General features: G+C 66.6%; 23 protein-coding genes, 1 rRNA gene and 1 pseudogene. 16 read left to right on the top strand and 9 right to left on the bottom strand.

The window, feature by feature from the left end:
- Positions 1-103: 103 nt before the first annotated feature.
- On the top strand, positions 104-946 hold the full coding sequence (locus ACN0V4_RS05865) for a transglutaminase-like domain-containing protein (RefSeq protein ID WP_417673976.1): 843 nt from the start codon (positions 104-106) through the stop codon (positions 944-946).
- 25 nt (positions 947-971) lie between these two features.
- Here the strand turns inward: ACN0V4_RS05865 and ACN0V4_RS05860 are convergent, their stop codons facing one another.
- Complete coding sequence (locus ACN0V4_RS05860; protein WP_417673974.1) at positions 972-1,760, bottom strand: exodeoxyribonuclease III; 789 nt, start codon at positions 1,758-1,760, stop codon at positions 972-974.
- Positions 1,761-1,893: 133 nt separating this feature from the next.
- Here ACN0V4_RS05860 and ACN0V4_RS05855 point away from each other — a divergent pair, with 133 nt between their 5' ends.
- Positions 1,894-2,409, top strand: coding sequence for a hypothetical protein (locus ACN0V4_RS05855; protein ID WP_417673972.1), 516 nt, complete (start codon positions 1,894-1,896; stop codon positions 2,407-2,409).
- Positions 2,410-2,601: 192 nt separating this feature from the next.
- Here the strand turns inward: ACN0V4_RS05855 and ACN0V4_RS05850 are convergent, their stop codons facing one another.
- Complete coding sequence (locus ACN0V4_RS05850) at positions 2,602-3,288, bottom strand: response regulator transcription factor (RefSeq protein WP_417673970.1); 687 nt, start codon at positions 3,286-3,288, stop codon at positions 2,602-2,604.
- A gap of 161 nt (positions 3,289-3,449) precedes the next feature.
- Between ACN0V4_RS05850 and ribA the strand changes: the two genes are divergently transcribed.
- Together ribA and ACN0V4_RS05840 are read left to right on the top strand one after the other, a co-directional pair.
- A complete protein-coding gene (gene ribA / locus ACN0V4_RS05845) occupies positions 3,450-4,538 on the top strand; it encodes a GTP cyclohydrolase II (protein WP_417673968.1) in 1,089 nt (362 codons plus the stop codon).
- A complete protein-coding gene (locus tag ACN0V4_RS05840; RefSeq protein ID WP_417673966.1) occupies positions 4,535-5,035 on the top strand; it encodes a L,D-transpeptidase family protein in 501 nt (166 codons plus the stop codon). The genes ribA and ACN0V4_RS05840 overlap by 4 nt, the downstream gene beginning before the upstream one ends.
- A gap of 59 nt (positions 5,036-5,094) precedes the next feature.
- Here ACN0V4_RS05840 and ACN0V4_RS05835 read toward each other — a convergent pair whose 3' ends face one another.
- Positions 5,095-5,751, bottom strand: coding sequence for a YggS family pyridoxal phosphate-dependent enzyme (locus tag ACN0V4_RS05835; protein WP_417673964.1), 657 nt, complete (start codon positions 5,749-5,751; stop codon positions 5,095-5,097).
- Between the two features lie 132 nt (positions 5,752-5,883).
- Positions 5,884-6,939 (bottom strand): porin, encoded by a 1,056-nt coding sequence (locus tag ACN0V4_RS05830; RefSeq protein WP_417673962.1) that lies wholly within the window; start codon positions 6,937-6,939, stop codon positions 5,884-5,886.
- Between the two features lie 339 nt (positions 6,940-7,278).
- Here ACN0V4_RS05830 and ACN0V4_RS05825 point away from each other — a divergent pair, with 339 nt between their 5' ends.
- From ACN0V4_RS05825 to holA, 4 genes are all read left to right on the top strand, one after another.
- A complete protein-coding gene (locus tag ACN0V4_RS05825; protein WP_417673960.1) occupies positions 7,279-7,749 on the top strand; it encodes a DUF3576 domain-containing protein in 471 nt (156 codons plus the stop codon).
- A 72-nt stretch (positions 7,750-7,821) separates the two neighbouring features.
- The gene (gene leuS / locus ACN0V4_RS05820) at positions 7,822-10,368 is read left to right on the top strand and encodes a leucine--tRNA ligase (RefSeq protein ID WP_417673958.1); all 2,547 of its coding nucleotides are present in this window, start codon (positions 7,822-7,824) and stop codon (positions 10,366-10,368) included.
- On the top strand, positions 10,355-10,846 hold the full coding sequence (gene lptE, locus ACN0V4_RS05815) for an LPS assembly lipoprotein LptE (RefSeq protein ID WP_417673956.1): 492 nt from the start codon (positions 10,355-10,357) through the stop codon (positions 10,844-10,846). Before leuS ends, lptE begins: the two co-directional genes overlap by 14 nt.
- Positions 10,843-11,868: a DNA polymerase III subunit delta gene (gene holA, locus ACN0V4_RS05810; RefSeq protein ID WP_417673954.1), complete on the top strand. Its 1,026-nt coding sequence runs from the start codon at positions 10,843-10,845 to the stop codon at positions 11,866-11,868. Before lptE ends, holA begins: the two co-directional genes overlap by 4 nt.
- 15 nt (positions 11,869-11,883) lie before the next feature.
- Here holA and ACN0V4_RS05805 read toward each other — a convergent pair whose 3' ends face one another.
- Complete coding sequence (locus ACN0V4_RS05805) at positions 11,884-12,975, bottom strand: Acg family FMN-binding oxidoreductase (protein WP_417673952.1); 1,092 nt, start codon at positions 12,973-12,975, stop codon at positions 11,884-11,886.
- Positions 12,976-13,115: 140 nt separating this feature from the next.
- On the opposite strand from ACN0V4_RS05805, the gene ACN0V4_RS05800 reads away from it, so the two are divergent.
- Complete coding sequence (locus tag ACN0V4_RS05800) at positions 13,116-13,706, top strand: glutathione S-transferase family protein (protein WP_417673950.1); 591 nt, start codon at positions 13,116-13,118, stop codon at positions 13,704-13,706.
- On the opposite strand, the gene ACN0V4_RS05795 is transcribed toward ACN0V4_RS05800, so the two are convergent.
- Positions 13,703-14,914 carry a TIGR03862 family flavoprotein gene (locus tag ACN0V4_RS05795; RefSeq protein WP_417673949.1) on the bottom strand — a complete coding sequence of 404 codons (1,212 nt, stop codon included), beginning with the start codon at positions 14,912-14,914 and terminating at the stop codon, positions 13,703-13,705. The two genes, ACN0V4_RS05800 and ACN0V4_RS05795, sit on opposite strands and share 4 nt — an antisense overlap.
- A gap of 25 nt (positions 14,915-14,939) precedes the next feature.
- Between ACN0V4_RS05795 and ACN0V4_RS05790 the strand changes: the two are divergent.
- Positions 14,940-15,230 (top strand): annotated as a pseudogene (locus tag ACN0V4_RS05790) (HNH endonuclease); the annotation flags it as partial.
- A 92-nt stretch (positions 15,231-15,322) separates the two neighbouring features.
- Here the strand turns inward: ACN0V4_RS05790 and ACN0V4_RS05785 are convergent.
- Both ACN0V4_RS05785 and ACN0V4_RS05780 read right to left on the bottom strand, forming a co-directional pair.
- The gene (locus tag ACN0V4_RS05785) at positions 15,323-15,937 is read right to left on the bottom strand and encodes an enoyl-CoA hydratase/isomerase family protein (protein WP_417673948.1); all 615 of its coding nucleotides are present in this window, start codon (positions 15,935-15,937) and stop codon (positions 15,323-15,325) included.
- The gene (locus tag ACN0V4_RS05780) at positions 15,934-16,683 is read right to left on the bottom strand and encodes an SDR family oxidoreductase (RefSeq protein WP_417673947.1); all 750 of its coding nucleotides are present in this window, start codon (positions 16,681-16,683) and stop codon (positions 15,934-15,936) included. The genes ACN0V4_RS05785 and ACN0V4_RS05780 overlap by 4 nt, the downstream gene beginning before the upstream one ends.
- Before the next feature lie 152 nt (positions 16,684-16,835).
- Here ACN0V4_RS05780 and ACN0V4_RS05775 point away from each other — a divergent pair, with 152 nt between their 5' ends.
- From ACN0V4_RS05775 to lpxK, 6 genes are all read left to right on the top strand, one after another.
- Positions 16,836-18,350 carry a DUF2125 domain-containing protein gene (locus ACN0V4_RS05775; protein ID WP_417673945.1) on the top strand — a complete coding sequence of 505 codons (1,515 nt, stop codon included), beginning with the start codon at positions 16,836-16,838 and terminating at the stop codon, positions 18,348-18,350.
- A gap of 151 nt (positions 18,351-18,501) precedes the next feature.
- Positions 18,502-19,848, top strand: a complete 1,347-nt coding sequence (locus ACN0V4_RS05770) for a TldD/PmbA family protein (RefSeq protein ID WP_417673943.1) — start codon at positions 18,502-18,504, stop codon at positions 19,846-19,848.
- On the top strand, positions 19,835-20,650 hold the full coding sequence (locus ACN0V4_RS05765) for an inositol monophosphatase family protein (protein WP_417673941.1): 816 nt from the start codon (positions 19,835-19,837) through the stop codon (positions 20,648-20,650). Before ACN0V4_RS05770 ends, ACN0V4_RS05765 begins: the two co-directional genes overlap by 14 nt.
- 67 nt (positions 20,651-20,717) lie before the next feature.
- Positions 20,718-20,960: a DUF4170 domain-containing protein gene (locus ACN0V4_RS05760; RefSeq protein WP_417673939.1), complete on the top strand. Its 243-nt coding sequence runs from the start codon at positions 20,718-20,720 to the stop codon at positions 20,958-20,960.
- Positions 20,961-20,964: 4 nt separating this feature from the next.
- Positions 20,965-22,215, top strand: coding sequence for a 3-deoxy-D-manno-octulosonic acid transferase (locus tag ACN0V4_RS05755; RefSeq protein WP_417673937.1), 1,251 nt, complete (start codon positions 20,965-20,967; stop codon positions 22,213-22,215).
- Positions 22,202-23,203 carry a tetraacyldisaccharide 4'-kinase gene (gene lpxK / locus ACN0V4_RS05750; protein ID WP_417673935.1) on the top strand — a complete coding sequence of 334 codons (1,002 nt, stop codon included), beginning with the start codon at positions 22,202-22,204 and terminating at the stop codon, positions 23,201-23,203. The genes ACN0V4_RS05755 and lpxK overlap by 14 nt, the downstream gene beginning before the upstream one ends.
- A gap of 113 nt (positions 23,204-23,316) precedes the next feature.
- Here the strand turns inward: lpxK and rrf are convergent.
- Positions 23,317-23,396, bottom strand: a 5S ribosomal RNA gene (gene rrf, locus ACN0V4_RS05745); the annotation flags it as partial.

The following is a 23,396-nucleotide window of genomic DNA, read 5'->3' as shown; positions in this document are numbered from 1 at the left end:
TCGACCATCACGTCGCAGAATCTTGAAGCACACCGGCCACAGCGTTCGCTATTTGCGAGGCTTTCCCCTAGGCTGGAGATCAGAAACCTTCCGGAGAGCGATGATGCGTATGCGACTGGGGTGCCGGCTGTCCTTCGACCTGCCGGCGCCGACGCCAATGATCCTTCTGCTCAACGTGCACTATTCACGGGCAAGCGATCTCGAACGACCAGACCTGCTGGTGACCGACCCCGCAGTCACCATCGAGGCCTATCGCGATGGCTTCGGGAACTGGTGCAACAGGCTGATGGCGCCGGCCGGCATATTGACCCTCTCGACCGAGGGGATCATCCGCGACGCGGGGCTGTCCGATCCAGTCGACCAATCGGCCCGACAGCACCCGGTCGAACACCTGCCGAGCGAGGTGCTCGGCTTTCTGCTGCCAAGCCGCTATTGCGAAAGCGACGTCCTGTCCGACTTCGCCTGGCAGACATTCAACCTCGCCCCGCAGGGTTGGCAACGGGTGCAGGCGGTCTGCGACTTCGTGCACCATCATGTGCGGTTCGGATACGAGCACTCGCGCCCCACCCGGACCGCCGTCGAGACGCTGAACGAAGGTATCGGCGTCTGCCGCGACTTTACCCATCTTGCCATCGCCCTTTGCCGAAGCCTGAACATCCCGGCGCGCTACTGCACCGGCTATATCAGCGACATCGGCCAGCCGCCGCCCTATGCGCCGATGGATTTCGCCGCCTGGATGGAGGTCTATCTGAACGATCGGTGGTGGGTCTTCGACCCGCGCAATAACGACATCCGCTTTGGCCGCGTGTTGATCGCCCGCGGCCGCGATGCCGCCGATGTCCCGCTGGCCCACAGCTTCGGTCGCCACCAGCTCAAGGGGTTCGAGGTGTGGATCGAGGAAATCGGGGACACCAGCCCGCCGCAGTCACCGGATCGCCCCGTGTGACCGCGGCGAGCCCGCAAGGCGACGCCTATAGATCGAAGCTGGCGAAGACCGGCGTGTGATCGCTGGGCTGCTCCCAGCCGCGGGCGGCGCGCAGGATGCGGCTGCCATGGGCGGCGGGCGCGATATCGGGCGTTGCCCAGACGTGATCCAGCCGGCGCCCCTTGTCGGCCTCGTCCCAGTCCTTGGCGCGATAGGACCACCAGGAATAGAGCTTGCCCTCGGGGATATCGGCGCGGGTGACATCGACCCATTTGCCCGCCTCCATCACAGCCCCCAGCGCCTCGACCTCGACCGGCGTATGGCTGACGATCTTCAACAGCTTCTTGTGGTCCCAGACGTCATCCTCGCGCGGGGCGATGTTCAGATCGCCCACCAGGATCGACTTGCCGAACTGTTCGGCCTGGAACCAGTCGCGCATCTCGGACAGGTAATCGAGCTTCTGGCCGAATTTCTCGTTCACCGCGCGGTCGGGCACATCGCCGCCGGCCGGGACATAGAAATTGTGGATCACCACCCCGTTCTCCAGCCGCCCGGCGACATGGCGGGCATGGCCCAGATCGGCGAAATCCATGTCGCCGACATCCTCGATCGGCAGTTTCGACAGGATCGCCACGCCGTTATAGCCCTTCTGCCCCCGCGCGATCATGTGGCTGTAGCCCAGCGCGCGGAACCCCTCGACCGGGATCTTCTCGACCGGGCTCTTGCATTCCTGCAGGCAGAGCACATCGGGCGCCTCCTCCTGCAGAAGCTTCAGCACGATGGGTTCGCGCAGGCGGATCGAGTTGATGTTCCAGGTGGCGAGGGTGAAGGGCATTTCGTCTCTCCTGACAGGGTGGCGGTACCCTAGGCGCTCGGGCGGCGGGGCTCAACCCGGGGCTTGTCCTGACCGATCGGGATGATAGCTTGCTGCAGGTCGCGGGATGCCCCCGCTGCAAAGGAGCGCTTCGGTGAAACGACTTGCACGCGCAATGATCCTGGTTCTGTTGCTTCCCGCCCAGGCATCGGCGGCTGAGGTCGGCCGGATCACCGCCATGGTCGACGGCAACCGACACGACTGGGTTCTGATCAACGAAACCGGCAGCCCGCGCAATGCCGCCCGGGTGGTGATGAACGGCCTGGACGATATCTTGCTCTGGGGGGCGGTCTCGGCCGCCGATCCGGCCACGCCCGTCGGCGCGCTGCGGCTCCACTTCAGTCTGATCACCATCGGGCAGACGCCCAAGGCGGCCGATGCCACGCTGCAATACCTGCAGAACGGCGACAAGAGCGGCTATCTGGCGGTCGAGGACGGCCTGACCCACATCACGGTGACCCGTGCCGAGACCCAGGCAGACGGGTTGCATCTTGCCGGCACATTCACCGCCCGGGCCGGTTTCAGCGAGCAGATCAACCTGCGTCTGACGGACAAGCTGCGCACCATCCAGATCGACGGCAGTTTCGAGGCGGTCTTGCCGACGGAATGATGACCGCCGCGCCCGATCGGCGCAGGCGAGATGACCGGACAAAAAAAGACCGGGCACATAGCCCGGCCCAGGTCCAACAGGGAGGTGCATGTCATAACCCGGACATGCGCGGGATGGTGTATGGCTAGCGACTTGACCCCAGGTCCGCTTTGATCTGCGTCAAGTCATCTTATGGTAGATCCTTTCTGCCCCTTATGCAACCAGGCGATATCCGCCCGCCTCGGTCACCAGAATCCGCGCATTTGACGGATCGGGCTCGATCTTCTGCCGCAGACGATAGATATGGGTCTCGAGCGTGTGAGTTGTAACCCCCGCGTTATAGCCCCAGACCTCGTGCAGCAGGATATCGCGCGGAACCACGCTTTCAGGGGCGCGGTAGAGGTATTTCAGGATATTGGTTTCCTTCTCGGTCAGCCGGATCTTGCGGTCGTCGCCGGTGATCAGCATCTTCATCGCCGGCTTGAAAGTATAGGGCCCGAGCTGGAAGACCGCGTCCTCCGATTGCTCGTGCTGGCGCAACTGGGCCCGGATGCGGGCCAGCAGCACCGGAAACTTGAAGGGTTTGGCGACATAATCGTTCGCCCCGGCATCGAGCCCGAGGATGGTGTCGGCATCGGTGTCGTGGCCGGTCAGCATCAGGATCGGCGCCTTGACGCCCTGCTTGCGCATCAGCCGGCACAGTTCCCGCCCGTCGGTGTCGGGCAGACCGACATCGAGGATCACCAGGTCAAACAGGTTTCCCTTCACCTTCTCCATGGCGGCATGGCCATCGCCGGCTTCGGTCACCTCGAAGTCTTCCGTCATGATGAGCTGTTCGCCCAGCGCATCACGCAGATCCTCGTCGTCGTCCACCAGCAAGATTTTCTTGGTTTGCGGCATATTGGCTCTCCTGTCTGTTGGGATTTCAAATGCGTGTGACTGGCGCGTGGGGCAAGTATTGCTGCAAAACCCTCACGCTGTCGTGTCTCAGGCGCGGCTTTTGTTTCACATTTCGACAAAAGTGCTTAGATACATCGGGGCGTATCATCCGGACCCGTCTCATGAGCCTGCTACCTGACATAAACGAACTCCTCGCCCGCGCTCGGGCTGATCTGCGCATGGGCGTACCCCTGGTGCTGGAGGGCGAGACCGAGGCGATGCTGGCCGTGGCGGCCGAGGCCCTGACGGCCGAGCGGCTGGACGATCTGCGCGCCCTGGGCGATCCGGTGATCGCCATCACCGCCTGGCGGGCCCAGACGCTCAAGGCGCGCCCCTATGACGGCGATGTCGCCCGGGTGGTGATCCCGAAGGATGCCGACCTGGCCTGGATCCGTGCCCTTGCCGACCCAGCCGACGATCTGATCGCGCCGATGAAGGGGCCGCTCAACAGCCAGCGGGGCGGCTCTGCGGCGCTGGCGCGGCTGGGCATCGCCCTGGCGAAAAGCGCAAGGCTGTTGCCGGCGGTGGTGCTGGTGCCGGTTGGCGATGCGGCGCGGTTCGCGGCCGACCACGGGCTGACCCGGATCAACCATGCGCAAGCGGTGCCGCATCTGGGCGAGCGCAGTCCGATCAACGAGGTGGTCCATGCCCGGCTGCCGATGGCAGCCTCCGAAGCCGGGCGGCTGCATATCTATCGCCCCGAGGATGGCGCGGAAGAACATTATGCCGTCGAGATCGGCCGTCCCGACCGGTCTAAACCGGTGCTGGCGCGGCTGCATTCGGCCTGTTTCACCGGCGACGTGATGGGCAGCCTGAAATGCGACTGCGGCCCGCAGCTTCATGCCGCGCTGGAGCAGATGGGGGCCGAGGGCGCCGGTGTGCTGCTCTACCTCAATCAGGAGGGGCGCGGCATCGGACTTGCCAACAAGATGCGCGCCTATTCGCTGCAGGATCAGGGCTTTGATACCGTGGAGGCCAATCACCGCCTCGGCTTCGAGGATGACGAGCGCGATTTCCGCCTTGGCGCCGACATCCTGCGCGCCCTGGGCTTCTCCTCGGTTCGGCTGCTGACCAACAATCCGAAGAAGATCGCGATGATGGAGAAGACCGGCATCGCGGTGGCCGAACGGGTGCCGCTGAAGGTGGGCGAGACCGCGTTCAATCGTCAGTATCTGGCGACCAAGGCGAAGAAATCGGGGCACCTGCTGTGAGCCCCGCCGACATCGTCCTGACCCCGCAGGGCGTGCGGTTCCATGGTCGGCGGCTGCCCTGTTCGATCGGGCGCGGCGGCGTCACCCGCGACAAGCGTGAGGGCGACGGGGCGACGCCGGCCGGGGTGCACCGGATCGTCGGCCTGTTCTACCGCCCGGACCGGATGGCGATGCCGGCGCCCTGGGCGATCCCGATCGGGCCGGGCGATCTGTGGTCCGACGCCAGCGGCGATCCCGCCTATAACCACTGGGTCCGCGCCCCCTATGGCCCCAGCCACGAAAGGCTGCGGCGGGCCGATCCGCTTTATGATCTGGTGCTGGTGACCGACTGGAACTGGCCCGAGGCCGAGCCGGGACGTGGCTCGGCGATCTTCCTGCACCAGCGGCGCCGGCCCGGATATCCGACCGAGGGCTGCATCGCCTTGTCCCGCGCAGATTTACGCTGGCTCGCCGCGCGGGTCATGCCCGGCACGCGGGTGATCATCCCCGCCCGCTGAGCAAACCGGAAAATTCGAATTTTCCGGGCAAATTTCTTCGAAGAAATTTGGCCCCCGCCTCAGGCGGCGTAGCTGCGATCCCCGAAGATGGCGGAGCCCACCCGCACATGGGTGGCGCCCAGCGCGATGGCGGTCTCGAAATCGCCGCTCATCCCCATGGAGAGGCCAGCAAGCCCGTTGCGCTCGGCGATCTTGGCGAGCAGGGCGAAATGCAGGCTCGGCTCCTCCTCGACCGGGGGGATGCACATCAGCCCCTTCACCGGCAGGTCGAGCCCGCGGCATTCGGCGATGAAGGCGTCGGCCTCGGCGGGCAGGATGCCGGCCTTCTGCGCCTCTTCCCCGGTATTGACCTGGATGAACAGCTCGGGGCACTTGCCCTCTTCCTGGGCCAGCCGCGCCAACGCGGTGGCCAGCTTGGGCCGGTCAACCGAATGGATCGCGTCGAACAGGTCCATCGCCTGACGCGCCTTGTTGGTCTGCAAGGGCCCGATCAGATGCAGCTCGACCCCATCGAACCGCTCCATGAAGGCGGGCCATTTTCCGGCCGCTTCCTGCACGCGGTTCTCGCCGAAGATGCGCTGCCCCTCTTCAAGCACCGCCTCGACCCGCTCCAGCGGCTGCACCTTGGATACCGCGATCAGCGTCACCGATCCCGGTGCGCGCCCGGCCTCCTGCTCGGCCTTGGCGATACGGGTCTTGATCTCTTGCAACGACATGGGGGCCTCCTGTTCCGGCACGCGGGTCGGAGGCAGGAAAACACCAGTTGGCGACAAAAGGGAAGGGTCGGAACGGAAAAGGGCAGGTCCGAAGACCTGCCCCTCGCATTCCCTGCGGAATGACTTCAAGTATTAGAACTTGAAGTACACACCGGCTTGGAACTGCTGGATGTCGTCATAGCTGTCGACATAGCCGGCAACCAGGGTGGCGCCGCCGCCCAGGTCGTACTGGTAGTTCAGGCCCCAGCTGGTGCCGTCAGCAGCTGCACCGTTCTTGTCGAGGAAGATCGAGGTGCCGCCTTGGGTCAGGTTTTGGCTGTCGAGGTTCGACACCCACGCCATGATGGTGCTGGCGGCGCCGATGTTGGCATAGCCTTCCAGGGTCACGGTGTTAGCAGCTTCGGTCGTGCCGTAGGCCAGCTTACCACCGAATTGGCCGAAGTCGCCACCGAAGGCAACCAGGCCCACGCCGTCGTTCAGCTCTTCGCCGGTGTCAGCAACCGGGCCGTTCGACGACCACTGGTAAGCACCAGCGACATAGTAATCGCCGAAGTTGTAGGTCAGCATCAGAGCGGTGCGGTCTTCACCCACTGCGGGGAGAACGGCGGGCGAGTAGGGAGTCGCGGCCTTCGCCAGGGTGTCGTTGTTGCTCGAGTACGAAATGTGACCGGTGAAGCCGCCAAAGGTGTACAGGGCTTCAACACCGTTCGCGCCAACGCCAGCCGAGGAGTAAGCATCCCACGACGCGCCTTGGACGACCAGCGAGTAGAAGCCCATGCCGTCGATACCGGTGCCGGACGAGATGCCGGTGGTGTACAGGCCGGGCATGTTTTCGACAGCGCCGATGATGTTGCCGACGTTGACGGTCAGGCCGCCATAGGTCACGCCGAAGCGAGCGCCGTTCCAAGCACCGGTCTTGGGAGCGCCATCACGGTTTTCCGACTGCATGCGCATACGAGCGTTGAAGCCCACACCGCCGTCGGTTTCGGTCGACATGTCGAACTGCAGACGCAGACGGCTGGTGATGTTGGTCGAGCTCACACCGTCGTACTTGGCGTCGGTTTTGTCGTCGGAGTGGACGTTGTTGTAATCCAGACCGAAACGGCCATAACCGCTGATTTTCACATCGGCAGCGGCCATGCCGGCAGTCGCAACCAGCGCGGTCGTAGCGAAGAGAATCTTTTTCATAATTTTCCCTCGGTTTTTCGATTCATACGCCCAAACCGGGGAATCCGGTGTGGGTATGGAAAGGGGTTTCGCTCTTTCGGGACCATTTTGGCAAGGCTCGCGAGGGTTGAGCGCTCAAAGTCGCGCCGGATGGTGCAGCTTTGCCACAGTGAGATGACACTCCCCGCCCCGCCCCCCCCCGGCGCGCCCATGCGGCGGAACCAGAGGCCGGCGCCCCCTTGCGCGTGGGCGCGCGTAAGGATGCGTAAGGAACTAAGGCCTTGCTCCAGATCGGCAGCTTGGATAGGACTTCTCATCGACAGCCTAGCGCCGGGAATGACGATGAACCTGCAAGATTGCATGAAATTGACAGTGGTTTTAGCGCTCTGCGCCGGGGTCTCGGCCTGCGGTCCGCGCGGGAAAGGGGCCACTGCCTCGAATTTCGACCCCATCGCCAACAACCCGGAAAACGCTGGCAGGACTGACAAATCCTCGATCTGGGACGTCTTCGGCCCGAACAAGACGGAACAGACGGTCAAGGTCAACAAATACCTCTGGGCCGCCTCGCTCGACGTGCTCAACTTCCTGCCGGTGCAATCGGTCGACCCCTTCACCGGGGTGATCATCACCGGCTATGGCACCCCGCCGGGCGGCGGCCGCGCCTATCGTGCCGTGGTGCACATCAGCGATCCGGCGCTGGATGCCCGGTCGCTGAACGTGTCGCTGCAATCGCAGGGCGGTCATGCCGTCGCCCCCGCCACCGCCCGCGCGATCGAGGATGCGATCCTGACCCGCGCCCGGCAGTTGCGCGTGCGCGACAAGAAGCTCTAGCAAGCCGTTCGAAACCACAGTAACACCACGCCGGGTTCGCGCCCGGCGTTTTCATTCTAAAGGACCGCAGCGATGTCGCGTTACTCTGCCGCTGAAATCGAAGCGAAATGGCAGCAGGCCTGGGACAAGGCCGGAATTTTCACAGCCAAACGCAGCGCAGACAAGCCGAAGTATTACGTGCTTGAGATGTTCCCCTACCCCTCGGGGCGGATTCACATGGGGCATGTGCGCAACTACACCATGGGCGATGTGATCGCGCGCTATAAGCTGGCGACCGGCCACAACGTGCTGCATCCGATGGGCTGGGACGCCTTCGGCATGCCGGCGGAGAATGCCGCGATGGCCTCCGGCGGCCATCCCAAGGACTGGACCTATAGCAACATCGCCGACATGCGCGGCCAGATGAAGCCGCTGGGCCTGTCGATCGACTGGAGCCGGGAATTCGCCACCTGCGATCCGGAATATTACGGCCAGCAGCAGGCGCTGTTCCTCGACATGCTCGCCGCCGGGCTGGTCTATCGCAAGAACGCCGTGGTGAACTGGGATCCGGTCGACATGACCGTGCTGGCCAACGAACAGGTGATCGACGGCAAAGGCTGGCGGTCGGGGGCCGAGGTCGAGCGGCGCGAGCTGACCCAGTGGTTCTTCAAGATCTCCGACATGGCCGAGGAACTGCTCGACGCGCTCGACGGGCTGGACAACTGGCCGGCCAAGGTGCGGCTGATGCAGGAGAACTGGATCGGCAAGTCGCGCGGCCTGCAATTCTCCTTCACCCGCACCGATGGCGGCGAGCCGATCGAGGTCTATACCACCCGCCCCGACACCCTGATGGGCGCCAGCTTTGTCGGCATCTCGCCGGATCACCCGATCGCCAAGGCGCTTGAGGCCAATGACGCGCAAGTGGCTGAATTTGTGGCCGAATGCCGCAAGGGCGGCACCACTGAAGAGGCCATCGAGACCGGTGAGAAGCTGGGCTTCGACACCGGCATCCGGGTCAAGCATCCGCTTGATCCCAACTGGGAACTGCCGGTCTGGATCGCCAACTTCATCCTGATGGATTACGGCACCGGCGCCATCTTCGGCTGCCCGGCGCATGACCAGCGCGACTTCGATTTCGCCACCAAGTACGGCCTGCCGATCAAGGCGACTTTCGAACCCGTCGATGGAAGGGCCGAGCTGAAAGCCGCCTTCACCCCGACCAAGGCCGAGAAGGTGCGCTATGTCGCGGGCTTCGCTGGCGCAGAGCTGCAGACCGGCGAAGAGGCGGTGAACGCCGCTGTCGACAAGGCCGAGGCCGAGGGCTGGGGCCAGGGCGTCACCAAGTTCCGCCTGCGCGACTGGGGCCTGTCCCGCCAGCGCTATTGGGGCTGCCCGATTCCGGTGGTGCATTGCGCCGATTGCGGCGTGGTGCCGGAGAAAAAGGAAAACCTGCCGGTCCTGCTGCCCTATGACGAGGGCGGCAAGCCGATCGACTTCTCGATCCCCGGCAACCCGCTGGTCCGTCACCCGACCTGGCGCGATTGCGCCTGCCCGTCCTGCGGCAAGCCGGCAAAGCGCGAAACCGACACGATGGACACTTTCGTCGATTCGTCCTGGTACTATGCCCGCTTCACCGCGCCGCATGCGACCACGCCGACCGTGGCGGAAGAGGCCGAGTATTGGATGAACGTCGATCAGTACATCGGCGGCATCGAACACGCGATTCTGCACCTGCTCTATTCGCGCTTCTTCGCCCGTGCCATGCATATCACCGGCCACCTGCCGAAGAAGGCGATCGAACCCTTCGACGCGCTGTTCACCCAGGGCATGGTGACGCATGAGATCTATCAGACCCGCGACGCCAACGGCCGCCCGGTCTATCACCTGCCCGAAGAGGTCGAAGCCGGCAAGCTGAAGGCCACCGGCGAGGCGGTCGAGATCATCCCTTCGGCCAAGATGTCGAAATCGAAGAAGAACGTGGTCGACCCCGTGTCGATCATCAGCCAGTTCGGTGCCGATACCGCGCGCTGGTTCGTGCTGTCCGACAGCCCCCCGGAACGCGACGTCGAATGGACCGCCGCCGGCGCCGAGGCCGCGTTCAAGCACCTCAGCCGCGTCCATCGCCTGGCTGCCGAGATCGACGTTGAGGCGCCCGCCACCGACGAAGACACCGCGCTGCTGCGCGAGATGCACAAATGCATCAATGACGTGACCGGCGGGGTGGAAAGCTTCGGCTTCAATGCCGCCATCGCCAAGCTCTATGCCTTCACTAACACGCTCGCCAAATCCAAGGCCGGCGGCGCGGCGAAACGGCAGGCGGCGCTGGCGCTGGCGCAACTGATGGCGCCGATGACCCCGCACCTGTCGGAAGAGATCTGGGGCCTGCTCAAGGGCGAGGGGCTGATCGCCACCGCGCCCTGGCCGCAGCCGGATCCGGCCATGCTGGTCGACGATACCGTCACCCTGCCGATCCAGGTCAACGGCAAGCGGCGGGCGGAAATCACCGTGCCGAAGGATATGGACAAGGCAGAGGTTGAAAAAATCGCGCTGGCAGTGAAGGCTGTGCAGAAGGCGCTGGACGGGGCGGCGCCGAAGAAGGTGATCGTCGTCCCCGGACGGATCGTCAATGTCGTCGCTTGACCGCAGAAGCCTGTTGATCCTGCCGCTGGCGGCGCTCGCCGCCTGCGGCTTTACCCCTGTCTATGGCCCGGGCGGTGTCGGCACCGCCCTGCGCAACCGGGTCCGGGTGCAGGAACCCGACTCGCCCGACGAATACCTGCTGGTGCGCACGCTCGAAGATCGCCTGGGCCGCGCCGACGCCGCCGCGCGGTACGATCTGGCCTTCAAGCTGACGGTCAGGACCGAAGGCCAGGCCCTGACCGTCACCAATGAAACCACCCGCTACAGCCGGGTGGGTCAGGTCGATTACACGCTGACCGCGCGGGACACCGGCCAGATCGTCGCCTCCGGCCAGGTGGAGAATTTCACCGGCTATTCCGCCACCGGCTCCACCGTCGAAACGCTGGCGGGCGAACGCGACGCGGCCAAGCGGCTGATGGTCATCCTCGCCGATCAGATCGTCACCCGGCTCTATTCGACGCCGGCTCTGGCGAAATGAAACTCTCCCCCCGCGAGGCCGAGCGCTATTTCGCCAAGCCTGAGGCGGGGCGCGCCGGCCTGCTGATCTATGGCGCCGATACCATGCGGGTGGCGTTGAAGCGCCAACAGATGCTCAAGGCTCTGCTCGGCCCCGGCGCCGAAGAGGAAATGCGCCTGACCCGCCTGCAGGGCGGCGACCTGCGCAAGGATCCGGCCCAGCTTCTCGACGCGGTGAAGGCGGTGGGCTTTTTCCCGGGCGCCCGTGCGGTCTTTGTCGAAGACGCCACCGATACCGTCGCCGGCCCGATCGACACCGCGCTCGACGACTGGGCGCCGGGCGATGCCCAGATCGTGGTGAGCGCCGGCGCGCTCAAGGCGACGTCGAAACTGCGCAAGGCCTTCGAGCTGCACCCGAACGCCTATGCGGTGGGTCTTTACGACGATCCTCCCAGCCGGGAGGAGATCGAACGTACCCTGACCGATGCCGGCATCCGCGAGGTGCCGCGCGATTCCATGGCGGCGCTGACCGACCTGGCCAATGATCTCGGCCCCGGGGATTTCGCCCGGCTGACCGAGAAGATCGCGCTCTACAAGTTTCAGGATCAGACCCCGCTCAGCCTCGAGGATATCGCCGCCTGCGCGCCGCGCTCGACCGAGGCCGCGCTCGACGACATGTTCGACGTGGTGGCCGAGGGCCGCAGCCAAGAGATCGGCCCGCTGCTGCGCCGCCTGCAGGCACAGGGAACCAACGCGGTCTCGCTCTGCATCGGAGCGACCCGGCATTTCCGCACCCTCTATACCGCCGCCGCCGATCCCGGCGGCCCGGCCTCGGGCGTTGGCCGGCTGCGCCCGCCGGTCTATGGCAAGCGCCGCGACAAGATCGTCAGGCAGGCGCAGAGCTGGGGCGCGATGCGGCTGGAATCGGCGCTGACCATCCTCACCGACACCGACCTTCTGTTGCGCTCGGCCCAGCAGACGGCACCGGCGATGGCGCTGATGGAGCGCACGCTGATCCGCCTGGCGATGCTTGGCCGGCGCTGAACGGCCCGGTCGCGCTCAGACCTCCAGCACCTCGGCCACCGGACGGCGCAACGATCTGGGCAGCGTCGCCCCCCGCCCCACCCGCAGCACCAGATCCGGCCGCCGGTCCCCCAGCCCCAGCAGGCCGCGCAATTCGGCCCGAACCTCCGCCACCTCGACCGCCTGATTGAGGAAGGCGCATTTCAGCCCCTCCACCGTCGCCTGCAGCATCAGCCGCTGCGCTGCGCGCCCTGCGGCCACCCAACCGCGCGGCGCGTTCTCTGGCGCGACCAGCACGATCAGCCCAGCGGAGGAGCGGACCTGAGCCGCGTATTTGTCGTTCTCGCCCGTAGCGGTGAAAACCAGATCGAAAAGCCGCGGCCCAAGCCAGCCGGGCAGCGACGGATTTCCCGAGGCGCCGGTGAACAGCCCATCGCCGTGCCGCGCCGCCTGCACCGGATTGAACCGAAGCCATGCCTTCAGCTCGGCCACAAAGGCGGGATCGGTCACCTGGCGGGTGTTTCCCTCGATCACCAGCGCCAGAACTTGCGCGACCCGCTCCGGCGCATCGACATAGATCATCTCCACCCCTTGCGCCGTGGCGACCTGCTCCAGCCGTCGCACCTCCTCCGGGCTCAACCGGCTGCCGTCATAGAGGCCCCGGGTGCTCTGCCGTTCGGGGATCGCCGCCAGCAGGGGCTGCGGCACCTCGGCGCCGGGCCGCAGCTCCACCTGCAGCCCATCCTCCGGCCCCTCTGCCTGAACCGCACCGCCAAGCCCCCGCGCCTGCGCCGCGATCGACAGGTTCTCGACGGCGCAGCCAAGGCTCGCGAACAGATGATGATCGTCCGGATCGACCACCGCCGTGCGCCGGCTGAGATCGGGCCGCAGCACCAGGCCACCGGTCTGCGCCACGAACCGCCAGGGCTGGGTATTGTGCCCATTCGCGGCCAATGTCGCATAGCGCACCAGATCGGCCAGATCGGGCCGTTGCGGCAAGGGGCGCCCCATTCGCGCCAGCGCCGCGTCATAACCGCCCCGCCGCATCTGCAGCGCCGTATCCACGCCCAGACCGGCGATAACGCCTCCCCCGCCGATCAGCGCGGCGCGCCTTGTCCATCTCACCATAACCCTCCGTCCTTTGCCCTGCCGCCCCCGCATCATAGCCGTCGAGAGTGACATTGGGCTAACCTGCCGCAAACCGCCCCTTGCGGCCGCCCGCGCCGCAACCGAGACTGCGCGCAACCAACAACAAATGGGACCCAACGATGTATAAAGTCTATGGCGCCGTCGCCAGCCGCGCCCTCCGCGTCATCTGGCTGCTCGAGGAAATCGGCCAACCCTATGAGCTTTTTCAGGTCAAGCCGCACAGCCCCGAGGCGCTGGCGCTGAACCCCTCGGGCAAGATCCCCGCGCTGGTCGAGGGCGACGCCGTGCTCACCGATTCGGTGGCGATCATGACCTATCTCGCCGACAAGCATCACGCGCTCACCTATCCGGCCGGCACCATCGAACGGGCGCATCAGGATGCACTGATCCACACGCTGCTGGATGAATTCGACGCCGTGCTCTGGACCGCCGCGCGCCATCGCGCCTTCCTGCCGGAAGAACTCCGGATGCCGGGCATCTCCGACAGCCTGAAGTGGGAATTCGAACGCAATCTCGAACGGCTCGCCAAGCGGTTCGTCGGCCCCTTCCTGCAGGGCGACAAGATGACCATCGCCGATATCCTCTGCGTTCATTGCCTGGGCTGGGCCAAAAGCGCCGGCTTCCCCACCGACAACGAGGTGATGATGACCTACGCCAAGAGGCTGCGCGACCGCGACGCCTACAAGCGCACCATGGCGCAGATGGCCTAATCGACCAGACGGGCCGCCGCCGCGCGGCCCGCCCAACGCCCCGTCGCCAGACAGCCGGTCAGCAGATAGCCACCGGTCGGCGCCTCCCAATCCAGCATCTCGCCGGCGCAATAGACGCCGGGCAGCGCCGTCAGCATCAGATCGGCATCGAGCGCAGCCCGCCGCACCCCGCCGGCGGTCGAGATCGCCTCCTCCATCGGCCGCAGCCCGGAATGGTGGATCGGCAGCGCCTTCAGCCTGCGCGCCAGCGCCACAGCACTTTCGGGCAATGGCCGGCCGAATTCCATCACCAGCGCCATGCGGACCGGATCGAGCTTCAGCGCCTTGCGCAGATGGTTCGACAGGCTGGTCTTGCCGCGCGGCCGCGCCAGCCGCTCCGCCACCACCTCAAGCGACAGATCGGGCAACAGATCGACGGTGAGCGGTGCCCCCGACCGCAGCGCCGGGGTCAGCGGATAGAGCCCGCCCCCCTCCAGCCCGCGATCAGAGATCACCGCTTCGCCGCGCGACGACAGCCCACCCGCGCTGAACCGCACCCCCTTGATCGGGGAGCCATAGCGCGCCCGCATCATCGCCGACCAATCCACCCGCAGCCCGACGTTCGAGGCCGCGAAAGGCGCAAGCGCCACCTCCTGCGCCGCCAGTTGCCCAGCCCAGGCCCCATCGGAGCCGAGCCGCGACCAGCTCGCCCCGCCCAGGGCCAGCACCACCACCTCCGGACGCAGGTTCACCGCCCCCTCAGGCGTGTCGAAAGCCAGCGCCTCCCCCTGCCAGCCGGTCCAGCGCCAGCGGGTCCGCCAGGTCACCCCCAGCCCCTCCAGCCGCGCCAGCCAGGCCCTGAGCAGGGGGGAGGCCTTCATCGCCTCGGGAAACACCCGGCCGGTCGATCCGGTGAACACCATCTGCCCCAGTCCGCGCGCCCAATCCTGCACCTGCTCCGGACCGAACGCGCGCAGCATCGGCGCCAGCCAGCCGGCCGACCCACCATAGGCCGCCAGAAACGGCTCGAAAGGCTCGTCCTTGGTCAGGTTCAGCCCGGATTTCCCCGCCATCAAAAGCTTGCGCCCCAGCGAGGGCTTGGCCTCGGCGATGAGGCTGGGCACCCCGGCCCGGCCCAGCATCTCGGCCGCCATCAGCCCGGCCGGGCCGCCGCCGATCACCACCGCCCGGGGATTGTCCTCTGCCGCCAGTTCCGTCACCCTTGCCACTCCATTGTCATCCGCGGCCGCACCGATGCCTGATACCGACGCTCCGCTCTGCCTGCGGCCGATCCCGCCTGAGGCGCCGCAAAGCCTGCATCACCTGATCCCGAAACTCAAAGGCGGCAAGAGCGGGCCCACTGTGCTGCTCCACGATATCTGCCACCGCGAAATCCACGCCACCCTGACCGAGGCCCAGCTGGCACGGGAGTTCAACACTCTTGCCGCGTTGCGCGGCCACCCGCGGCTGGCGAAATTCATCACCTGGGTGCAAAGACGCCCGCCCGGCTTCCGCTCGAAAGTGCCGGGTAACCGGCGCCTGCGCGAGAGAACCGGCACCGCGCCCGCGCCTTCTTTTCTGCCAAAATACTCCCGCCGGAGGCTCCCCCGACCGGAGCGGCCCCACCGGTCGCAGGATCAGGCGCCGCTGCACATCTCGCCGATCCGGCGGACCAGATCGGGATCGGCGGCGCAGCTGTCGGCGACCAACGCCCGGGCGGTCTCGATCAGCGCCTCAGGCGCGACGATGCGGTCGATCAGGCCAAAGGCCAGCGCCTCTTCCGCGGTGATCTTCTGGCCACCCATCAGGATCAGCTTGGTACGCGCCGGTCCGATCAGCGCCGCCATCCGCTTCGGGTCGGAGGGCTGCGGCAGGAACCCGAGCTTCATCACCGGATAGAAGAACTTGGCCGAGGGCACCGCGATCCTGAGATCACAGGCCAGCGCCATGCCCGAGGCGCCCCCCGCCAGCGTGCCGTTCAGCGCCGCCACGGTCAGCCCCGGCAAGGCCGCAATGGCGCCCGACAGCCGTTCCCACAGATCCGAGGTCGCCAGCCCGGCCCGCGCCGCCTCGAGATCGGCACCGGCGCTGAACACCTTGCCGGCCCCGGTCAGGATCAGCGCCCGGGCCTCTCCGGCGCTCTCGGCGATGCTGACCAGCTCGTCCAGCATCGCCTCGGTCAGCGAATTGGCCTTGTCCTGACGGTCGATCGTGACGATCCACAGCCCATCTTCCTGCTCCAGTCTGATCATTGCAGCCCCACCTTCTCCCGGATCGCCGTCTCACGCAGCGAGATTTCCTGTCCAACGAATTCCTCGGCCGCGGCCGAACACATCCACAGCAGCGTCCGCGCCGGCCAATCGGCTGGGATATGGTCGGACCAGTCCAGCGCGCTGACCGGATTGAGACCGCTCGCCTTGATCTCGCGCTGCATCTGGGTCGCCACCGTTCCCGGGCTCAGCCCCAGGGCGCGAATGCCGTTGCCGCGCTCTTCGAGATCAAGCGCCGCGGTCAGCATCGCCGCCCCGGCCTTCGAGGCGCAATAGGCGCTCCAGCCCTCCAGCGGGCGATGCGCCGCGCCGGAACTGATCGTCAGCACGGTGCCGCCGCCGGCCGCGCGCATCACCGGCAGCGCCGCGCGCATGCCGTTGAAGACCCCCTTCAGGTTGATGTCGATCAGCCGGCCCCAGGCCTCGGGATCGGCCTCCCCCAGCCGGGCGATCGGCTCGATCACCCCGGCGTTGCCGATCAGCACGTCGAGCCCGCCGAAGGTCTCGACCGCACGGGCGACGGCTGCCTCCATATCCGCGAACCGGCTGACATCGGCGCTCAGCGCCAGCGCCTTCGGCCCGATCTCGGCCGCCAGCGCCTCGACCGCCGCGGCGCTGCGCGCCAGCAGCACCACATTGGCCCCGGCCGCGGCGAAAACCCGCCCCGCCTCGGCCCCGATGCCACGGCTCGCCCCGGTGATCAAAACCGTCTTACCTGTCATATCCATTGCGAAATTCCCCACTGTCCCGGTCCCTGACCGTGGTACTGTGCGGCGCGGCGCTGGTCCAGCCCCCGGCCTCTGGTCGACACTTGACTTCCCCTTGACGCCCCGCCACCCAGAGCGGAGCATGAGCCGAAATTTCCAGGAGGATCATTTTCATGAGAACACGTCTTTTGCAGGGAACCGCCGCGGCGCTGATCCTGTCCTGCTCAGCCCAGGTTGCGCTGGCCGATCTGGCCCCTCAGGACGTGTGGTCGGACTGGCAGAACTATCTGACGACTCTTGGCTATGAGCTGAATGCGAAAGAAACGATTTCGGGCAATTCGCTGACCGTCAGCGACCTTTCCGCCGTGATGGAACGCCCCGGCGGCGAAGGCTCTGTCATCATCGGGCTCGGCACGCTGGTGTTCCGCGACAATGGCGACGGCAGCGTATCGCTGGACATGCCTCATGTGATGCCCCTGCACGTCCAGACCAAGGGCGGCGAGGACAACATCGACCTTCAGGTCACCGTGACCCAATCGGGCGCCAGCATGGTCTTCACCGGCTCGCCCCAGGACATCACCCAGAGCTATCGTTCGGGCGAGACGGTCGTCTCCTATTCCAGCCTGTCGGTGAATGGCGAACCGATGCCGGCCGACGCCCTGCGCGCCACCCTCGCGCTGAAGGAGCTCGTCACCACCTTCCACAGCCTGAAGGACGATCAGAACCGCACCTATGATCAGTCCGGCAGCATGGGAGAGATGGGGATCGACCTGTTCTTCAACGATCCCAAGAACACCGACGAGATGTTCTATACCACCTCGTTGCGCAATCTGACCTTCAAAGGCCAGAGCACGATTCCCAATGCGATCGCGGCCTTCGATTATTCGCAGATGCTGCAAAAGGGGGTCGGCTATACCGGGCGCATCGGATACAGCGGCGGCAGCTCGCGGCTCACCGGCAAGGCCGAGGATCAGGACTTCATGATGACCTCGACGTCGACCGGCGGCAACCTCGCCAGCGGCATGAAGGACGGCAAGCTGTCTTATGACGTGTCGCAGACCGACACCGAAATCATGCTGCAAACCAATGACCTGCCCTTCCCGATCGCGCTGGCCAGCAAGGAAGTCGGCTTCAAGCTGGACATTCCCCTGCTCAAGTCGGACGCCGATCAGTCCTTTGCCTTCGGCCTGACCCTGGCCGATTTCACCATGCCCGAAGAGCTTTGGGGCATCTTCGATCCGAGCAAGGTCCTGCCGCGCGATCCGGCCACGGCGATGCTGGATCTGACCGGCACGGTGAAGGTATTGGCCAATATCTTCGACCCGAACTATGCCGAGAGCCTTGATACCCCGGCCGAGCTGACCGGCCTGACGATCAAGGATCTGCAGCTTTCGGCGGCCGGCACCAGCCTGACCGGCAAGGGGGATTTCACCTTCGACAACAGCGACACGACCACCTTTGACGGCATGCCCGCGCCGGATGGCGCCGCCGACATCCAACTGGTCGGTGGCAACGGCCTGGTCGACAAGCTGATCGCGATGGGCCTGATTTCGGACCAGGACGCGATGGGCGCGCGGATGATGATGGGCATGCTCGGCACCCCGGGCGAGGGCGACGACACGCTGAATTCGCATATCGAGGTGAAGCCCTCGGGCCAGATCTTTGCCAATGGCCAGCGCCTGAAATAAGGCCTGACCCTGACGGGGCCGGTCAGCGCCGGCCCCGCCCTGCCACCTGTCTTAAATCCCCCGCCTCCCTTGCGGTGGCGTGGTTCCGGGGCTACCTCCTGATGCGGTCCCGATCGGGACCCGCCCCGTTCATCCGCACGCAGGAGCCCCCATGACCCAGTCCCCGGAAGAGCTTTGCCATGCGCTGCTGAGCGCCGCCCGCGCTGCGGGGGCCGAAAGCGCCGATACCATCGTGGCCCAGAGCAGTTCGGTCGAAATCGACATCCGCGCCGGCGCCCTGGAAAAGGCCGAGCGATCGGAAAGCACCGATCTGGGGCTGCGCGTCTTCGTCGGCAAGCGGCAGGCGATCGTCTCCGCCTCGGACGTGCGGGCGGAAACACTGGCGGCGATGGCCGAGCGTGCCGTTTTCATGGCCCGCGAGGCGCCCGAGGATCCCTATACCGGGCTGGCCGATCCCGACCAGCTTGCGACCGGCTGGGATCTGGCCGCGCTCGAACTTTCCGACCCCGCGCCCGAACCCGATCCGCAGGCCTTGCAGGCCGATGCGCTGGCGGCCGAGGCCGCGGCGCTGGCCATCGACGGCGTCGCCCAGGTGCAGGCCGCCGGCGCCGGCTATGGCCGCAGCCGGGTGCATCTAGCCGCCACCAACGGGTTTTCCGGCGGCTACGAGCGCACCAGCCGATCCACGTCTTGCGTGGCGATCGCCGGCACCGGCACCGGGATGGAGCGCGACTATGACGGCGACAGCCGCACCTTCCAAAGCGATCTGAGACGCCCCGAGGATATCGGCCGCTGTGCCGGCGAACGCGCCATCGAACGGCTCGCCCCGCGCAAGCCGGTCACCGGCAGCTATCCCGTGCTTTTCGACGAACGCATCGCCGCCTCGCTGATCGGCCATCTGCTCGCCGCCGCCAATGGCGCCGCGGTGGCGCGCGGGTCGTCCTGGCTGAAGGACAGCCTGGGCCAGCAGGTGCTGCCCGAGACCCTTTCGGTGATCGAGGATCCGTTCCGCCCGCGCATCGCCGGCTCTCGCCCCTTCGATGCCGAGGGGCTGCCGACCGCGCGGCGCGCCATCATCGAGAACGGCAGGCTGACCGGCTGGACGCTCGATCTGGCCAGCGCGCGCAAGCTGGGCATGACCCCCACCGGCAATGCGGCGCGCGGCGTCTCCTCGGGCCCCTCGCCGGTGAACTGGAACCTGGCCCTGACCCAGGGCCGCGCCAGCCGCGACGACCTGATCCGCGACATGGGCACCGGGCTGCTGGTCACCTCGATGATCGGATCGACCATCAACCCCAATACCGGCGATTATTCCCGCGGCGCCGCCGGCTTCTGGGTCGAGGCGGGCGAGATCGCCTATCCGGTCAACGAATGCACCATTGCCGGCAATCTGCGCGACATGTTGATGCGGATCATTCCCGCCAATGATGCGCGCACCTATCTGTCGCGCGTGGTCCCCTCTTTGCTGATCGAAGGAATGACGCTTGCCGGCAACTGACCTGCCCCTGCTGATCGAAACCGCCCGCGCCGCGGGAGACATCGCCACCCGCTATTCCGGCCCCGAGGCCAAGCGCTGGGAAAAACCCGGCGGCGCCGGCCCGGTGACCGAGGCCGACCTGGCGGTGAACGAGATGCTGGAGGATCGGCTGCGCCGGGCACGGCCCGACTATGGCTGGCTGTCCGAGGAAAGCGAGGATAGCACCGAGCGCCTGACGCGCGAGCGTGTCTTCATCGTCGATCCGATCGACGGCACCCGCAGCTTTGCCGAGGGGGATCGGAACTGGGCCCATGCCCTGGCCGTGATCGAGGCCGGCGAGGTGACCGCGGCGGTGATCTACCTGCCGATGCGCGATCTGCTCTATTCCGCCGCGCGGGGCATGGGCGCGCGCCTCAATGGCGAGGCGATCCGGGCCGAGGATGCCGCCGATCTGGCCCGCGCCACCATTCTGGCCACCCGCCCCCATCTCGACCCGCAGCACTGGCGCGGTGGCGTCTTTCCCGGTTTCAAAAGCGCCTACCGCTCCTCTCTCGCCTATCGGATGGCCCTGGTGGCGCAGGGGCGCTTCGACGGCATGCTGACGCTCAGACCCAGTTGGGAGTGGGATATCGCCGCCGGCGATCTGATCCTGCGCGAGGCCGGGGCACGCTGCACCGATCGCAGCGGCGCACCGCTGCGGTTCAACAACCCGCATCCGCAGATCAACGGCGTGGTCGCGGCCGGCCCGCTCTTGCACGACAGGATTGCCGCCGCACTGGCCCCCGAGCTGGTGCTGCCCGGAGCCACCCACCCGGCATCTTGACCCCCGGCGCCCAAGGCGTAGGGTGCGCCCAGCCTCAGACCGGCTGACAAGCGGAAAGGAAACTGCCATGGTCCAACGTCTGCATCTCGTCTTCGGAGGCGAGCTGGTCGATCCGTCGAAGAGCGCGTTCAAGGACGTCGACAAGATTCACATTGTCGGCATGTATCCCGATTACGCCTCGGCCTATGCCGCCTGGAAGGCCGAGGCGCAACGCACCGTCGACGATGCCCACATGCGCTATTACATCGCCCATATCCACCGCCTGCGCGATGAAGAGCGCGAGGCCTCCTCGACCGAAGAACTGGGCTGATCCCTTGCGGTTGCCGTTGGGGCTCGCTGCCTATCGCGCGCTGTCCTGGCGGGCCGCCCAGCCGGCGCAGGAACCGTCCGCGCCCCGCCCCGAGGGTGCCTTGCTCTGGCTGCATGCCACCAGTGCCGAACGACTTGCCGCGCTGGCCGATCTGGGCCAGCGGCTCTGCGCCCAGCGACAGGGCGTAAACCTGCTGCTCACCGTCAATGCGGCGGTCGCGCCGACCGAACCGGCCGCGCTGCACACCGCCTCGGGGCGGGTTGGTCCGGTGCTGGCGCTGACATCGGATCATCCCGGGCTGATCCGCGATTTTCTCAATCACTGGCGGCCGGATATCTGCCTCTGGACCGGCGGCGATCTGATGCCCAATCTGATCTGCATGGCCGCGGAGCAAGGCACCGAGATGATCCTGGCCGACGTCAATGCCGCCAGTCTGCCGCGGCGACGCGGCGGCTGGCTGTCAGACGTCACCGGTCCCTGCCTGATGCGCTTTGACGCCATCCTCACCGACACCGCCGAGACCGCGACCCATCTGCGCCGCCTTGGCCTGCCGGGACGTCGGATCGCCGCGATGGGGCGGCTCAGCACCGGCGCCAGCCCGCCGCCCTGCCCCGACACCGCGCTGAATGCCGCCACCCAGTTGCTTGCCGCCCGGCCGCTCTGGCTCGCCGCCCTGCTGGATCACGACGAGATCGCGCCGGTGCTCGCGGCCCATCGCGATGCGCTCAGGTTCCAGCACCGGCTGCTGCTGGTGGCGGTGCCGGCCGATGCCGATGACACCGCAAACCTGATCGCCACCGCCCGCGACAACGGGTTGCGCTCTGCCGACTGGCATGGCGGCGATCCGATCGGCGAAGAGACCCAGATTCTGATCTGCGACGACAGCGGCGATCTTGGCCTCTGGTATCGGATGGCGCCCCTGACCTTCATCGGCGGCTCGTTGCGCCCCACCGCCCGCGGCAATACCCCCTATGAGGCGACGGCGCTCGGCTCGGCGCTTCTCTACGGTCCCCATGTGGCCGATCATGCCGCCGCCTATGCCCGACTGGCCGAGGCCGGCGCCGCCCGTTGCGTCCGCGATACCGCCAGCCTCGCGGCGGCGGTGATCCAGCTCTCCGCCCCCGATCATGCCGCTGCCATGGCGCTGGCCGGCTGGGAAACGGTGACCGAAAGCGCCGCGCTCACCGACCATCTCATCGAGATGATCCAGGACCGGCTTGACCAACGCGAGGCCGCCGCCCATGCGCGCGCCTGAGTTCTGGTCGAACCCGCCCGATCGCCCCGGCTGGCAGGCACGGCTATTGGCGCCGCTCGGGGCGCTCTATGCCCGCGCCACCGCCCGCCGGCTGGCCCGCGATCCCGGCATCTCTGCCGGCGTGCCGGTGATCTGCATCGGCAATCTGAATGCCGGCGGCACCGGCAAGACCCCGACCGCCATCTGGGTGGTCGAAACCCTGCGCGCCGCCGGACACCGCCCGCATCTGGTTAGCCGCGGCCATGGCGGCAGCCTGACCGGCCCGGTGCAGGTGACCCCCGGCCGGCACAGCGCCGCCGAGGTGGGCGATGAACCCCTGCTGCTTGCCGCCTTCGCCCCGGTCTGGGTCGCGCGCGATCGCGCCGCCGGTGCCCATGCCGCCGTTGCGGCCGGCGCCAGCGTCATCGTGCTGGACGACGGGTTCCAGAACCCCGCCCTGAAAAAGGATCTCTCCATCGTCGTGGTCGATGCGTCCCGTGGCTGGGGCAATGGCCGCTGTCTTCCCGCGGGCCCGCTGCGCGAACCGGTGGCCACCGGCCTCCGCCGCGCCGATGTGCTGCTATCCCTGGGCGATGAGCCCGCGCAGAAGAGCTTCCGCGCCGGTTGGGGCACCGGGCATAAGCTGCCGCATTTCACCGCCAGCCTCGAACCGCTCGAAACCGGGATGGACTGGCATGGCGCGCGGGTGCTCGCCTTCGCCGGGATTGGCTATCCGGAAAAATTCTTCGCAACCCTGCGCAGCCTCGGCGCCGATCTGGTCCGCGCGGAACCACTTGCGGATCACCAACCGCTCAACCCGGCGCTGATGCGGCGGCTGCTGGCCGAGGCCCATGCTCTCGACGCCCAGCTCGTCACCACCGAAAAGGATGCGGCGCGCCTTCCCGAGGCCTTGCGGCTTTCGGTGACGCCCCTGCCGGTGCGGCTTCGGGTCAGGGAGGGCGATCGCTTGCGCGAGCTTCTGCTCAAGGCTGCGGGACCCGCGCCATGAGCCAGACTTAATTGACATTCTGGGATTTGGAACGAGTACACCCCGGTCGAAGTTATCGACCGAGGGCTTAATGTTCTGATTGATCGTGATAGAGAGAATAGAGCGCTTATTAGGACTGGCGGTGACCTACTCTCCCACGTCTTAAGACGCAGTACCATTGGCGCGACAGCGCTTAACTTCCGGGTTCGGGATG

The sequence above is a fragment of the Pseudodonghicola sp. genome (assembly GCF_048268305.1).
GTDB lineage: Bacteria > Pseudomonadota > Alphaproteobacteria > Rhodobacterales > Rhodobacteraceae > Pseudodonghicola.
Note: the sequence above shows the minus strand (reverse complement) of the source record. Positions and strands in the feature narration are given on the sequence as shown.